11 protein-coding genes are annotated in these 13,311 nt (G+C 73.7%); 3 read left to right on the top strand and 8 right to left on the bottom strand.

What is annotated here, in order from left to right; translation table 11 throughout:
* Positions 1–87 precede the first annotated feature (87 nt).
* Entirely contained in the window at positions 88–1,398 is a 1,311-nt protein-coding gene (locus ACWD4P_RS10310) for an extracellular solute-binding protein (RefSeq protein ID WP_359825294.1), read from the bottom strand.
* A gap of 325 nt (positions 1,399–1,723) precedes the next feature.
* On the opposite strand from ACWD4P_RS10310, the gene ACWD4P_RS10305 reads away from it, so the two are divergent.
* Complete coding sequence (locus tag ACWD4P_RS10305) at positions 1,724–2,530, top strand: IclR family transcriptional regulator (RefSeq protein WP_359825291.1); 807 nt, start codon at positions 1,724–1,726, stop codon at positions 2,528–2,530.
* A gap of 277 nt (positions 2,531–2,807) precedes the next feature.
* Here the strand turns inward: ACWD4P_RS10305 and ACWD4P_RS10300 are convergent, their stop codons facing one another.
* From ACWD4P_RS10300 to ACWD4P_RS10270, 7 genes are all read right to left on the bottom strand, one after another.
* Positions 2,808–4,241 carry a serine/threonine-protein kinase gene (locus ACWD4P_RS10300; RefSeq protein WP_449779310.1) on the bottom strand — a complete coding sequence of 478 codons (1,434 nt, stop codon included), beginning with the start codon at positions 4,239–4,241 and terminating at the stop codon, positions 2,808–2,810.
* A 9-nt stretch (positions 4,242–4,250) separates the two neighbouring features.
* Positions 4,251–5,012, bottom strand: a complete 762-nt coding sequence (locus ACWD4P_RS10295) for a serine/threonine protein kinase (RefSeq protein WP_449779309.1) — start codon at positions 5,010–5,012, stop codon at positions 4,251–4,253.
* 249 nt (positions 5,013–5,261) lie between these two features.
* Positions 5,262–6,818, bottom strand: a complete 1,557-nt coding sequence (locus tag ACWD4P_RS10290; RefSeq protein WP_449779308.1) for a peptidoglycan DD-metalloendopeptidase family protein — start codon at positions 6,816–6,818, stop codon at positions 5,262–5,264.
* An 11-nt stretch (positions 6,819–6,829) separates the two neighbouring features.
* Positions 6,830–7,813 carry an alpha/beta hydrolase gene (locus tag ACWD4P_RS10285; protein WP_449779307.1) on the bottom strand — a complete coding sequence of 328 codons (984 nt, stop codon included), beginning with the start codon at positions 7,811–7,813 and terminating at the stop codon, positions 6,830–6,832.
* Between the two features lie 301 nt (positions 7,814–8,114).
* Positions 8,115–8,645, bottom strand: coding sequence for a universal stress protein (locus ACWD4P_RS10280; RefSeq protein ID WP_359825281.1), 531 nt, complete (start codon positions 8,643–8,645; stop codon positions 8,115–8,117).
* A gap of 262 nt (positions 8,646–8,907) precedes the next feature.
* Positions 8,908–9,582 carry a TetR/AcrR family transcriptional regulator gene (locus ACWD4P_RS10275; RefSeq protein WP_449779306.1) on the bottom strand — a complete coding sequence of 225 codons (675 nt, stop codon included), beginning with the start codon at positions 9,580–9,582 and terminating at the stop codon, positions 8,908–8,910.
* 308 nt (positions 9,583–9,890) lie between these two features.
* Positions 9,891–10,283, bottom strand: coding sequence for a ribonuclease (locus ACWD4P_RS10270; protein WP_449779305.1), 393 nt, complete (start codon positions 10,281–10,283; stop codon positions 9,891–9,893).
* 292 nt (positions 10,284–10,575) lie between these two features.
* Here ACWD4P_RS10270 and ACWD4P_RS10265 point away from each other — a divergent pair, with 292 nt between their 5' ends.
* Together ACWD4P_RS10265 and ACWD4P_RS10260 are read left to right on the top strand one after the other, a co-directional pair.
* Positions 10,576–12,165 (top strand): carboxyl transferase domain-containing protein, encoded by a 1,590-nt coding sequence (locus tag ACWD4P_RS10265; protein WP_449779304.1) that lies wholly within the window; start codon positions 10,576–10,578, stop codon positions 12,163–12,165.
* 510 nt (positions 12,166–12,675) lie between these two features.
* The gene (locus tag ACWD4P_RS10260) at positions 12,676–13,050 is read left to right on the top strand and encodes an aggregation-promoting factor C-terminal-like domain-containing protein (protein ID WP_359825274.1); all 375 of its coding nucleotides are present in this window, start codon (positions 12,676–12,678) and stop codon (positions 13,048–13,050) included.
* Positions 13,051–13,311 lie beyond the last annotated feature (261 nt).

Raw genomic sequence — 13,311 nt, 5'->3', positions numbered from 1 at the left:
GCCGCCACCGGACCTGAGTCTCGACCACGTGGAGGGATGTCGGCGATGACATCGAAGATCCTGCTCGTCACCGGGGACGCCGCCGAGTCAGTGCGCGGCGAAGGCCGAGGAGATCTGCGCGGCGGCGTCAGCCGAGGCCTTGGCCACGTCCGCCTTGCCGGTGACGACCTGCTGGAGCATCGTCGGGATCACCGACTGGGCGTCGATCTGCGCCCACCCCTGGTCGAGCGGGACGAACTTGGTGCCGGCCGCGATGGTGTCGGTGAAGGGCTTCAGGAACGCGTCCTTCGCCGCGACCTTGCCGCTGACGGACGTCAGCGTCGGCAGGTTGCCCATCGCGTCGTACATCTGCTCCTGGTAGCCGGGGCTCGCCAGCAGCTCGGCGAACTCGACGGCCAGCGTGCGGTGCTTGGCCGCCTTCATCACGCCCAGGTTGTTGCCGCCGGCGAACGCCGGGGCGATCGAGCCGGGCTTCTCCCCGGGCAGCGGCACCACGCCGTACTTGCCCTTGGCGGCGCCCGCTTCGACCTTGCCGCGGTTGGAGTTGAGCAGCACCGCCATCGCGGACTTGCCGGCCGCGAACAGGTCGACGGTCTTGCCGCCGGTCAGGTCCGCGCACTGCTGGGCCGGACAGCCGTCCGCGCCGAAGAGGTCGGTGTAGCGCTTGATCCCGGCCTGCGAGGCGGGAGAGTCGATCGCCGCCTTGAACTTGGCGCCGTCCTTGGTGGCGATGTCGCCGCCCGCGTCCCAGACGAAGGGCAGCGCGGCGAAGGTGTACTTGCCGCCGACGGCGATGCCGAAGGTGTCCGGGTGCGCCGCGTGGATCTTCTGGTTGGCGGCGACCAGTTCGGCGTACGAGGTCGGCGGGGCGAGGCCCGCCTCGGTGAACAGGTCGGTGCGGTAGTACAGCGCGCGCACGCCGACCCACCAGGGCAGGCCGTAGGTCTTTCCGTCGACCACGGCGGTCTTGGCGATCGCAGGGTCGAGGTCGCCCTTGTCCTTCCACTTGTCCAGTTCGGCCGTGATGTCGGCGAGGCCTCCGGCGGCGACGTAGCCGGGCAGGTCGGTGTTGCCGAATTCGACCAGGTCGGGGGCGCTGTTCGGGTCGTTGAACGCGCCCTTCATCTTGGCCGCGCGGGCCGAGGCGTCGGTGTCGATGTAGCTGACGTTGACGGTGACGCCCTGGTGGGAGGCCTGGAACTCGGTCACGGCCTTGGCGATCACGGCCTCCTTGGCCGCGTTGCCCGCCTCGTTGTACAGCCAGACCTGCAGGGTGCCGGTCCGGTCGTCGGCGGCCTTGTCGCCGGCCGGCGAGGCGGTGCCGGGGGCGCAGGCGGTGGCGGCCAGGCAGCCGGCGGCGAGCACGACGGCTGCGGCGGTCCGTCCGATGAGTCGCATGGTGGAGACCTCCCCTCCCGACAGCTGCCGCCGAGACGTCCGCCGCCGGGGCGGGCACGTCGAAGCAGGCCCTGACCGGGGCCGATGGTGGGTGAAGTGGTGGGGGTACGGCAGGGCGCAGCGCTCGGGTGGGGCGACGTCGCCTGCTCGATGGCAGGGACGTTAGGCGGGGGCGATCGGCGCCAACAAGGGGGACTTGGGGAAAGTTTTGCACTGCACAACGTTGTATCGAAGATGCGGCGATCCGGCTTCGAACGGGTACGTTCTGACAACCGCCGCCGACCTGCGGGGGAACACCGGCAGAACAGGACCAGGGAACGGACCCATGACGGAGACGGCGCCCAAGAAACCCGCGACCGAACGCAACCAGTCCTCCTCTCTGCGCCGCGCACTCGCCGTCCTCGGCTACGTCCGCGACCACGGCGACGGACGCGGCGTGCCCCTCGCCCAACTCGCCGACGGCCTCGGCCTGAACAAGAGCACCGTGCTGCGGCTGGCCGGTCCCCTCCTGGACGAGCACCTCCTCGACCGGGACCGCGAGACCGGCTGGTTCCGGCTCGGCCACGGCTCACTGCGGCTCGGCCAGGCCTACCTGACCACCCTCGACCTGCGCAGCGTCGCCGCCGAGCACCTGCGCCGGCTCCAGCGCGAGGCGGGCGAGACCGTCCACCTGACCGTCTGGCAGGCCCCCGGGATCGTCTACCTGGACAAGGTCGAGGACGAGACCAACGTCCGGATGGCCTCCCGGGTCGGCAGCCGGGCACCCGCCTACTGCACCGCCACCGGGAAGGCGATCCTCGCCTGGCTCCCCGAGGAGGCCGTCACCGAGGTGGTCGCGGCCGGCCTGCGGCCGGTGACCGCCTGGACCATCGCCGACGAGCCCCGGCTCCGCGCCGACCTCGCCCGGATCCGCGCCCGCGGCTACTCGATCGACGACCGCGAGAACGAGCCCGAGGTCCGCTGCGTCGCCGCCCCGATCTTCGACCACACCGGCGAGGTCACCGCCGCCCTGTCCGTCTCCGGCCTCACCTCGCGGATGACCGCGGCCAGGGTCCGCGCGCTCGGCCCGGTGGTCGCCCAGGTCGGCCTGCGGATCTCCCGCGAACTGGGCTCCGACCGCCAGCCGTCCTGACCGTCCCCGGAAACGCGGAACGGGTCCGATGCCGTGTCGACGGCACCGGACCCGTTCCGGATCGGAGCGCCAGGCCCGGGTCGCACGGACTCTTCCTACTGAAAGTAGGACGTGCTCTGGTAGCACCACTGACGCGTGAGGAGGAATCACTCCCTCGCAACGGGAAGTACGGTACCAGCTTCGTGATCATCCGCCGAATCGGAGGGGAACCCCCGGTGACGCGCTATCGGCGCCGCACCGTCCGGAGCCGTTCCGCACACCGCCGGGCCTGCCGCGGTCACGGGCAGCGGAGCAGGGCCGGGCGATCCCTGGTACGGACGGCGGGGAGCCAGGCGGTGGCCGGACCCGGCAGGCGGACGCGGTACCAGAGCGTGGAGGTGAGGTCCTCCTCGTTGATGACCGGAAGGCCGGTGGGGAGCTGGCAGTCGGCGTCGAGGGTGTCGTTGTGCCAGACCCGCACGGGAACCACGTTGTCGGCGGTGTAGGGGCGCAGGGGGTCGACGGCGAGGCCGAGGCTGCACCGGGGGTCACGGTCGGTGCGGTCCTGGCAGCCGCGTTCGGCGTTGAAGACCCGGACGTGGGCGGGCTGCCCCGAGGCTCCCGGATGCGGCCAGAGCGCGGTGACGGTCACGGCGGCCGTGGCGCAGGAGGCCAGGGCCAGCAGGGCGGTCCGCGGGCGGGGACGCGGGTACGGGCGGCGCGGGCGCCGACCGGAGCGGTGGGCACGGATGCGGGCGAGCAGGCTCTCCGCGGTGTGCGGGGCGCGGGCGGCGTGGGTCGGGGCGAGGCAGTCCGCGGCCAGGGCGCGCCAGAACGGCGGGACGGCGGCGGCCAGCCGCAGAGCGGCGCGGCCCTCCGCGTACTGCTGGGCGGCGGCGCTGCGGGCGGTGGGGGTGGCGCCGGGGAACGGCCGGCTCCCGGCGGCGAAGACCTCGTGGATCACGATGCCGAGCGCCCAGATGTCGGCGGTGGTCCGGACCTTGACGCCGTGCCGCCCGAGCGGCTCCTTCCAGCGCTCCGGCGGGAGGTAGTCGGGGGTGCCCATCGGGGCGCAGTGGCCGTGGGTACCGGTGAGCTCGATGGCGAGGCCGAAGTCGGAGAGGCGGACCTCGCCGTCCGCGCCGATCAGGACGTTCTCCGGCTTGAGGTCGGTGTGGACCCAGCCGGAGCGGTGCAGGTGGGCCAGGCCCTCGCAGATGCCGGTGACGATCCGGGCGCCCTCGGCCTCGTCGACACCTGTGGCGAGCAGGTCGCGCAGGGTGCCCCGGGCGCGTTCCATCACCAGGACGATCGCGCCGTCGAGCGAGGGCTGGTCGGGGGCGGCCAGGACGAGGGTGTCGAGCAGCCTGACCAGCCGGGGGTGCGGGGCGGTCCGGCCCAACTCGGCCTCGCGCCGGGCGGCTTCGGCGACCTGACGGGCCTGGCGGGGGGCGAGTCCGGCGGTCGGCAGCACCTTGAGGGCGACCGTGCCGTCCGCTCCGTCCCCGTCCCCGGCCCCGTCCCCGTCCCCGGCCTCGGCCTCGGCCTCGGGCCGACCGCCCACCCGGACGTCGGCCCGTTCATCGACCTGGCCGTCGGCCCGGCGGGCGGCGTAGACCGTCGCCCAGCCACCCTCGCCGATCGGCCCGGTGACGGTCCACTCGCCGACCCGGTGGCCGGCCGGCAGCAGTTCCTCGCCGTCCCCGGGGAAGGCCTGGTCCTCCAGCGCCACCGGCCCTCCCTAGCGTCCGGACCGGCCGGGTCGGGGGCCCGGCAGGAGCGCGAGGTGCTCCTCGCGGACGATGCCGAACTTCAGGGCGAGCCCCACCACGGCCTCGCGCTTGCCGCCGCGGCGGTCGGCGCGGTCGCCGCCGGGCAGGTCGATGCGGAGCTTCTCGTCGGCGAGGTAGTCGAGGTGCGAGCTGACCGCGCGGGCGGTGAGCCGGGCACAGGCGGGGTGGCCGCGCAGCCGCTCCACCACCTGCGGGGTGGTCGGCACGGCGGCGGGCGAACGGTCGCGCAGCCACGGTTCGCAGAGCGCGACCAGGACCAGGAAGTAGGTCGCGGTCTCGTCCAGCGAGTACGCCGTCATGGTGCGGCTCTCCCGGGAACCGCCGCGGGCGTCCGGGTCCAGGTAGACGTGGTCGGGCGCGAACACCTGGAAGGACAGCGGGATTTCCCGCCGGGAGGGCAGCACCACCCGGGAGAACTCGAAGGGGATCGGCGCGCCGATCCGCCGCGGCGGGACCCGCAGGTACTCGCCCGCGCCCTCCGGATTCTCCACCAGGTAGGCGTGGGTGCCGCTGAGGTTGCTCAACTGCCAGTGGTCGTCCGTCGCGTGGATCTCACCGGCCAGCCGGGACACCGACTCGTCCCCGAGACGCAGCTCCACCGGGGTGCGGACCGAGCCGCGACCGAAGCGCACCCGCTCCCCCGGGCCGAGCCGCAAGGTCACCGTGTCGTCGCCGTTCCCCTCCGGCAGGTGGACGACAATCCCGCTCACCGCTCCTCCGTCCCGCGCACCGCTCCCCCGTCTCGCGCACCGGCTCTTGCCGGACGGACGAACGGTACCTCTTCGCGTACGACAGTAAACCGGATGCCGCACGGTACTTGACAAGGTGGCGGTGCAGGGTACAGGCGTTCGGTGGGAGCGCCGGCGTGCCCGGACGCGGCGACGACACGGGCGGGGCGGCCGGTGAACGGGAGTAGTCGTGCTCCCGCTCGCCGGCCGCCCCGCCCGCCGCAGGCGCGGTCAGCCGGACGAGGGCCCGGGGGTGGCGTTCAGCCAGGCCCACTCCGACCAGGTGGAGAACCCGGTCTGCCAACGGTGGTGCACACCATCGGTGTTGGAACCGAACACCTCGATCCGCCCGTCCGCGTTGGCGGCGGCGGCGATCTCGCTACCGCCGCCGCCGAAGGTGTCCCACTGGCCGTACGGGGCGTTCAGGCCGGTCTGCCAGATGTGCTGCGCCGTACTGCCGTTGATGGCGAAGACCTCGGCCCGGCCGTCCGCGGTCATCTGGCTGGTCAGCCGGGAGTCGGCGGGCCCTCCGGTAGCCTCCCAACCGGACCAACCGGTGGGACTGGTCTGGTACTTGTGGTAGACACCGGCCGGCCCGGACGCGAAGACCTCGAGGCGGCCGTCCTGGTTGTGGCTGACGGTGACATCGTGCCCGCCACCACCGAAGTCCTCCCAGCCGGACCAGCCCCCGTTGACCGCCGTCTGCCACTGGTGCCGGAACGTCGCACCGTTGAGCGCGAACACCTCCAACCGGCCGTCCGATGCCTTTCCGAGCTCGATCTCACTGCCGGCAGGACCACCACCGGTGGCCTCCCACCCGGACCAACCGCCATTGGCCGCGGTCTGGTACCGGTGGAAGACCGCGGCGGGCCCCGAAGCGAAGACCTCCAGACGACCGTCCTGGTTCGCACCGACGGCGATGTCATGACCCCCACCGCCGAAGTCCTCCCAACCGGACCACCCGCCCGAAGGCTGAAGCTGGTAACGGTGCTGGAGCGTAACGCCGTTGATCGCGAACACCTCCAAGCGGCCGTCCGCATCCGACCCGATCGCCAACTCCGCACCACCCGCACCACCCGGACCACCCGGACCACCGAGACTCTCCCACTCGGACCAGGCACCGTTCACCACCGTCTGCCACGCATGGGAGACCCCGCCCGCCCCGGCCGCGAACACCTCCAGACGACCGTCCGCCGACCGTGCCGACACCACCCGCCCCGACTCCGCCGGATACACCAACGGGGCGGGACGGGGGCCGCTTCCGGGGACGCAGGGCACGATGACGCCGCGCTCCGCCAGGTAGGGCTCCGGGTCGGTGCGCACGGACGCGTTCGGGTCGGCCCAGACCCGTAGGTGCAGGTGCGGACCGGTGGAGTTGCCCTCGCTGCCCATCAGCGCGATCTGTTGGCCCGCCGTCACGTCCTCGCCCTCGAAGACGTCCCGCCGCTGCATGTGCCCGTACTCGGTGATGCTCCCGTCCGGGTGCAGGATGCGGATCCACTGGCCGTATCCGGGCTCCGTTCCGGAGAGGATGACCCTGCCGTCGCCGACCGCGTGGATCGGGGTGCCGTAGTCGTTGGCGATGTCGATGCCGTTGTGCTCCGCCGAGTAGTGCTGGGAGACCTGGCCGCGGGCCGGGCAGGCCGCCGCGAACCCGGCGGCCTGGGCGGGAGCGGTCACAGTGGGAGCGGCCACGGCGGGGGCGGCCACGGCGGGGGCGGCGGGCACGGTGACCGGCAGCAGCAGGGCGACCACCGCCAGGGCCGACCGCGAGACGCGGCGGACCACCCGGGCGCCCCTCACGCCTTGCGGAGGCGGTCGATGATGCCGTCGATGTCGCGCTGCATCATGTCGGGCCGGATGAAGTGGCCGCCCGACTCCTCGTGGGCCTCGTACGGGATGCCGGCGCCGTCGAGCAGGGAGCGGAACTCCCGCTGCTCGGCCAGCACTTCGGACTCGTTGAACTGGTCGAAGGGGTTGGTCGGGTCGGGGCTGGTGCCGGCGACCAGGAAGATCCGCTTGTTGCGGTAGCTCTCCAGGCGCTCGACCGGGTTGTCCGCGGTGACCCGGGCCTGGTCCCACAGGGGCGCGCCGTAGATCGTGCCGCCGGCCAGGTCCTTGACCGCGGAGGAGACGTTGGCCCAGTGCACGACCGCGCCGTTGTTGTGGCGGATGCTGGCCGGGCCGGAGTGGGCGCTGACGGAGGCGAAGTGGCCCCAGTACTTGGCGGCGTACTTCAGGGCGCCGAAGCCGCCCATGGAGAAACCGGAGACCGCGCGGCCCTCGGGCTCGGCGTAGGTGCGGAAGTTGGCGTCGACCCAGGGGATCAGCTGGTTGATGTGGAAGGTCTCCCAGTTGCGGGGGCCGACGTTGGTGCTGACCGGGTTGGAGTACCAGCCGGCCTGGCCACCGTCGGGCATGACGACGATCAGCGGCTTGCCGATCGTCCACTCCCGGACGCCCCGGCGGTCGAACTCGATGAAGTCCTGGAGGCCGCCGTGCAGGAGGTAGAGGACGGGGTAGGTGCGACCGCTGGTGTGGTAGTCGTCGGGGAGCAGCACGTTGACGGCCGGGTCCCAGCCGATCTCGGCGGTCCGGAAGCGGTAGTACCACATCCGGGCGTCGCCCTCGTTGCGGTCGGTGATGTGCAGCCCGAAGCCGTCGTCGGCGGCACGGGCGGCCGAGGCCGTCGCGAGGATGCTCGCGCCGCCGAGCGCCAGCGCGGCGCCGAGCCCGCCGGCGGACTTGAGGATGCTCCTGCGGGTGGGGTGGTTCGCGGTCACCGTGACCTCCGGAAGGCGCGTGGCGGCGGCCCCGTCCGGACCGCCGGATGTCCGACGGTTCGGACGGTAGCCACCCGCCGCGGGGCGCGGAATCCGGAACCATACGGACTGACAGCAGCCGGGCCGGGCGCGGAGACTGATGCGTTTGCGACACCTCCGACGCTCCCGACACCTCCGACGCTTCCGGCCTCGGCCGGTGGCGGTGGCGGTGGCGGTGACGATGGCCGCTGGGCATGCGCGACTGGGGCGGACTGGTCCGGTCGGCCCGGCACGGGACAGGACGGGACAGGACGGGACAGGCTCAGCTGCCGCTGCCCGCCGCCGGCCCGCACAGCCCGACGCCCCGCTCCAGGGCCTCCAGGTCGCGCTGCAGCGGTGGCCGCGGGACGGCCAGGACGGGGCAGGTGGCGTGCCGGACGCAGTAGGCGGCGACCGAGGGGTGCACCAGACGGGCGAGTCGGCCGCGTTCCCGTCCGGCGCCGAGGACGAGCAGGTCGCCGGGCCGGTCGGCGCAGCGCACCAGGGTGTGGCCGGTGTCGCCGCGTACGGTCTGGCAGCGCAGCCGGACGCCCGCGTAGCGGCCGGCGAAGGCCTCGTCGAGGGCTTGCCTCAGCCGGGCCACGGCGGCGTCACGGCCGGCGTCGATCACCGGCGGGCAGGGGGTCCTGCGGTAGCCGAGCTCGTCGCCGGGCGGGGTCCAGCAGAGCACCGCGAGCACCTCGACGTCCGTCCGGCGGGCCTCGGCGACCGCGTGGTGCAGTGCGGCGAGGCTGCCGAGCGAGCCGCTGACGCCGACCACGATCCGGCCCTCGTCCGCACCACTGTCCGTCATGGTCCCGCCCCTGCCTCTCCGTCCGCCCGCGGTCCCCGGTGCCGGCGCACCGGACCGGTGCCGATTCCACCTCAGCAAAGCGGCCCGTACCCGGACGGCCCGCTCCCGTTGACGCGGTTCTGACGCGGAGCCCGTCCTTCCGTACGCGCCCCTGATACCGCGCCCGCGGACGGGGGTGCGCGGGGCGCGGGACGCACGGGCGCGGGGAGGCACGGCGCGGGGACGCACGGCGCGGGGACGGCGTTCGACGCGGGCGGACCGCTCAGCTCTGCGGTGGCTCCGCCTCCCAGAGGTCCGCGAACATCCGGTCCAGGTGCTCCTCCCCGATCGGGGGGACCGGCAGCGGGTGGGCGGCCCGGGCCCGGAAGCCGTCGAGCAGCAGGGCGAGGTAGCGCCGCCAGAGGTCGGGGCGCAGCTCGGTGGCGGCCGGCAGGGCGCGGCAGAGCGGGCCGAGCAGGAAGAGCAGGTCCATGGTGGCCACGTCGCGGCGCATGGTGCCCTGTTCCTGGGCGCGGGCGATCAGGGCTCCCACGGTGGCGGCGTGCCGACGGCTGATCTCGATCATGCCGGGGATGGTCGGGATGGCCTGGGTGACCAGGTCGTTGATGCCCCGGTCGGCGGCGACCAGTTCGAAGATACGCTCGAAGTACCGTTCGAGGCCGCTCCAGGCGTCGTCGGCGGCGAGCGCCTCGTCGCCCGCGGTGGCCAGGCCGTTCCCGGCGTCCGCGAACACCTCGCCGATCAGCGCCTCGCGGGTCGGGAAGTGCCGGTAGAGGGTGGCGTTGCCGACGCCGGCTTCCTTGGCGATCTGGTCCAGCGGCACGTCCAGGCCCTGCCGGGAGTACATGTCGCGGGCGGCGGCGAGCAGGAGGTCGCGATTGCGCTGCGCGTCCCGCCGGAGCCGTCCAGGGGGGTTCGCGCTGCTCGATGGTGCCATGCCCTCGACCCTAGCAAGCGCCGGCGGTCTCCACCCGGCGCCGCCCTCCGGTCCGGTCGGTGCGCTCAACCACACTGCGGGGCGGGCGAGATGGGCGACGCGTGGGCACGCGAACGGTTCGGCCGCGTCCGGCGGGGCGACGGGGACGTGGCCGCCGCGGCCGCACGGCGGTGGCCTCGGCGGGGAAGCGTGCCGGGGTCACCGTCGTGTGGGGAGCGCCCCCGGGGTGGTCCCGGGGTGGCCTGCGGACGCCGGCCTGCGGACGCTCAGCGGGTGGTCAGGGGGCGGTCAGGGGCGGTCAGGGGCGGTCAGCAGGTCTGGTCGATGAGGGAGAACGTGGCGTAGTGGTCGCCGGTGTAGTAGTCCTCCTGGTAGGCCTGCCCGGTCACGATCCGGCGCGCGCCGCGGGTCGGGGAGCCCGGGGTGATGACGGTGTACTCGTGGTAGTAGCCGTAGGACTCACTGGGCAGGACGCCTTCCCGGTTCTGGAAGACCACGCCGTCCTGGGAGTAGGGGAACGGCCCTCCGGAGGCGATCAGGCCGAGGGTGTCGGAGGCCTGGGGCGGGAGGGCGGAGAGGCAGACCGAGCCGCTCACCTCGGCGTGCGCCTCGGTGGCGACGGCGACCGGGGCGAGGGTCATCAGGGCGACGGCGGTGGCGGCGGCAGCGCGGGACTTCCACGCGCGTAGAGTGCGAGTCATGTCCACCAGTGTGACGAGACGCCGTCAACTCCGGAAGCCTCCCGGGAAAGTATTAACCAGTGAGTAACTCCCCTTTACCTGCGACGACTTGAGCCGTACGCAGCACCCCGCACCGCTCCGCCGGAGCCTCCGGCGCCACGTCCACGAACCGCCCGTCCGGAGCAAGGGTCGACCGTCATCGAACTCATGTCGGAACTGTCCCGCCCGCACCGTGCCGCATAGAGTGCCGCGTAGCCGCACGGCGCCGGCGGCGGATCACCGCGAGGCCGGAACGATCTCTGACGGGGTGGGCATGGGTACGGGCTCGAGCACAGCACTGACGGCCCACCAGCTGATCGGCCTGCTGGTCGATCCGGGCGGCTTCCGCAGCTGGGACGAACCGCCCGCCGTCGACCGGCCCGACCCCGGCTACCGCGCATCCCTCGACCGCGCCCGCGAACGCACCGGCCTGGACGAGGCCGTCCTCACCGGCGCCGGCCGGGTCGACGGCCGTCCGGTCGCCCTGATCGCCTCCGAGTTCGGCTTCCTCGGCGGCTCGATCGGCGTCGCCACCGCCGAACGGATCACCCGCGCCGTCGAGCGCGCCACCGCCGAACGGCTGCCGCTGCTGGCCCTGCCGGTCTCCGGCGGGACGCGGATGCAGGAGGGGTCGGCGGCCTTCCTCTGCATGCTGCGGATCACCGCCGCCGTCCAGGCCCACCGCGCGGCCGGCCTCCCCTATCTCACCTATCTGCGCAACCCCACCATGGGCGGGGTCTTCGCCTCCTGGGGCACGCTCGGCCAACTCGTCCTCGCCGAGCCGGGCGCCAGGCTCGGCTTCCTCGGCCCGCGCGTGTACGAGGAGCTGCGCGGCGTGGAGCTGCCGCCGGACGTCCAGCGGGCCGAGACGCTCGCCGGTCAGGGGCTGGTGGACGCCGTCGTGCCGCCGGGGGAACTGCGCGAACTGCTCCGCCGCACCCTCACCGTCCTCGCCACGACACCGCCACCCTCCTCCACTACGGGGACCGCCTTTCCCCCGGACCCCGCCGCGCCCGTCGGAACCGCCGCGCCCACCGGGTCCGCCGCGCCCACGAGGTCCGCCTCGCCCGCCGAGCCCACCCCGGCCGTTCCCGGGCACCCCGACGCCTGGGACTCCGTCCGCCGCACCCGCCGCCCGGACCGCCCGGGCGCCCGCGAGCTGCTGCGCCGCACCGCCGAGGAGCTGGTGCTGCTGGACGCCCCCGGCGGGCGCGGCGGGGCACTGGTCCGGGCACTGGCCGTGCTCGGCGGGCACCCCGTCCTGGTCGTCGGCCAGCAGCGGCAGACCCCCGAGCACGAGCGCCCCTTCACCGCCGCCGACCTGCGGGCCGTACGGCGCACCGCCCGCCTGGCCGAGCAGCTCGGGCTGCCCCTGGTCACCGTGGTGGACACGGCCGGCGCCGAGTTGTCCGCCCGGGCCGAGCTGGACGGCATCGCGGTGGAGATCGCCCACTGCCTGACCACCCTGCTCGCGCTGCGCACCCCCGTCCTGGCCGTCCTGCTCGGCCAGGGCTCGGGCGGCGGGGCTCTCGCGCTGCTCCCGGCGGACCGGGTGATCGCCGCCGAGCACGCCTGGCTGGCACCGCTGCCGCCGGAGGGCGCCTCGGCGATCGTCCACCGGGACGGCGCGCACGCCGCCGAGCTGGCCCGCTCCCAGGGGATCGGGGCGCACCACCTGGCCGGGGTCGGGCTGGTCGACGAGGTGGTCCCGGAACTGCCGGACGCCGCCGAGGAGCCGGAGGCCTTCTGCGCCCGGCTCGGGCGGGCGGTCGGCGCGGCGCTCGGCGACCTGTCCGCGGCCACCCCGCCGGACCTCCTCGCGGCCCGGGCCCTCCGGCACCGGCGGTTGGGCGACCTCCGCTAGCCGCCGACCCAGTGATGCGGCCCCGGTCTCACGGTCACCGTGTGGCGCCGGTCTCAGCACGGGGTTGATCGTCTGTACCCACCGTGCCGCGCCCGGGCCGGCGCGTGACACCCACCAGGGCCCGCACGGTGAGTGCGCTCACACGTGATCAACCACAACGACGGACGGTAGTAGACGATCCCGGACCGCCTTCGCCGTCCCCGTGCTCCCCGCGTTCGCGCAGTTCACACCCGGTCGGCGCGCTCCGGGCGGCCACTCCTTCGAATCCACGGCAGCCCGCTCCGTACGACCGGGAGTCGTACCGAGGGGGGCTTGGCGACGGCCGATCCGGTCTGCCAACAATGGCTCAGTCGTCAGCCGCACCGGCTCCTGTCCCTCCGGTGAACGGCTTGCCGCCGAAGTCACTCCCCGCGACCGTTCCGGCCCCTGTCCGGCCGTGGTCCTGGGCGGGGAGTGACCCGGCCCAACCCGATTGAGGTCCTGTTCTTCATGCCCGCTTTCAAGCTCCGCATGCGTACTTCCGCCGCGATCCTCGCCGGCACCGCCGGTCTGACCGCCCTGGGCGCGGGTGTCCTGCCCGCCACCGCGAACGCCGCCAGTGCCTCCCCGCAGGCCATCGCCGCCCAGATCGTCCCGGCCAACCAGCTGGCGTCCTTCAGCCAGATCATCTCCCACGAGTCCAGCTGGAACGTGACCGCGACCAACGCGAGCTCGGGTGCGTACGGCCTGGCCCAGGCGCTGCCGGGCTCCAAGATGGCCTCCGCGGGTGCGGACTGGAAGACCAACCCGGCCACCCAGATCAAGTGGGCGCTGGACTACATGAACACCCGCTACGGCAGCCCGAACGCCGCCTGGACCTTCTGGCAGGCCAACCACTGGTACTAAGCCGACCCCATCGGCCCAGCAGGCTCCGTCCGTCACCTGACCACTCCCCCCTCACCCCGGGGGTCGGACAGGGACCACCGGGGTGCCCGAGAGGGCCCGGACCCGCGCGATCCGCGTGGTCCGGGCCCTCTCCTGGTTCTCCCGGGCCGGCTGCCGGCTCGCAGACCGCCACGTGGTTCTCCGGCCGGCGCCGTCGCGCACGGCCCGCGGCCCACGGCCCTCGATCTACGGTCTACGGTCTACGGTCTACGGTCTACGGTC

The sequence above is a fragment of the Kitasatospora sp. NPDC002543 genome (assembly GCF_053594915.1).
This window is presented reverse-complemented; position numbering and strand designations above follow the sequence as displayed.

What these genes read in the sequence shown, in the direction of transcription:
- ACWD4P_RS10310 (WP_359825294.1), bottom strand. Translation starts at nt 1,398, where the DNA reads ATGCGACTCATCGGACGGACCGCCGCAGCCGTCGTGCTCGCCGCCGGC.
- ACWD4P_RS10305 (WP_359825291.1), top strand. Translation starts at nt 1,724, where the DNA reads ATGACGGAGACGGCGCCCAAGAAACCCGCGACCGAACGCAACCAGTCC.
- ACWD4P_RS10280 (WP_359825281.1), bottom strand. Translation starts at nt 8,645, where the DNA reads ATGACGGACAGTGGTGCGGACGAGGGCCGGATCGTGGTCGGCGTCAGC.
- ACWD4P_RS10275 (WP_449779306.1), bottom strand. Translation starts at nt 9,582, where the DNA reads ATGGCACCATCGAGCAGCGCGAACCCCCCTGGACGGCTCCGGCGGGAC.
- ACWD4P_RS10270 (WP_449779305.1), bottom strand. Translation starts at nt 10,283, where the DNA reads ATGACTCGCACTCTACGCGCGTGGAAGTCCCGCGCTGCCGCCGCCACC.
- ACWD4P_RS10265 (WP_449779304.1), top strand. Translation starts at nt 10,576, where the DNA reads ATGGGTACGGGCTCGAGCACAGCACTGACGGCCCACCAGCTGATCGGC.
- ACWD4P_RS10260 (WP_359825274.1), top strand. Translation starts at nt 12,676, where the DNA reads ATGCGTACTTCCGCCGCGATCCTCGCCGGCACCGCCGGTCTGACCGCC.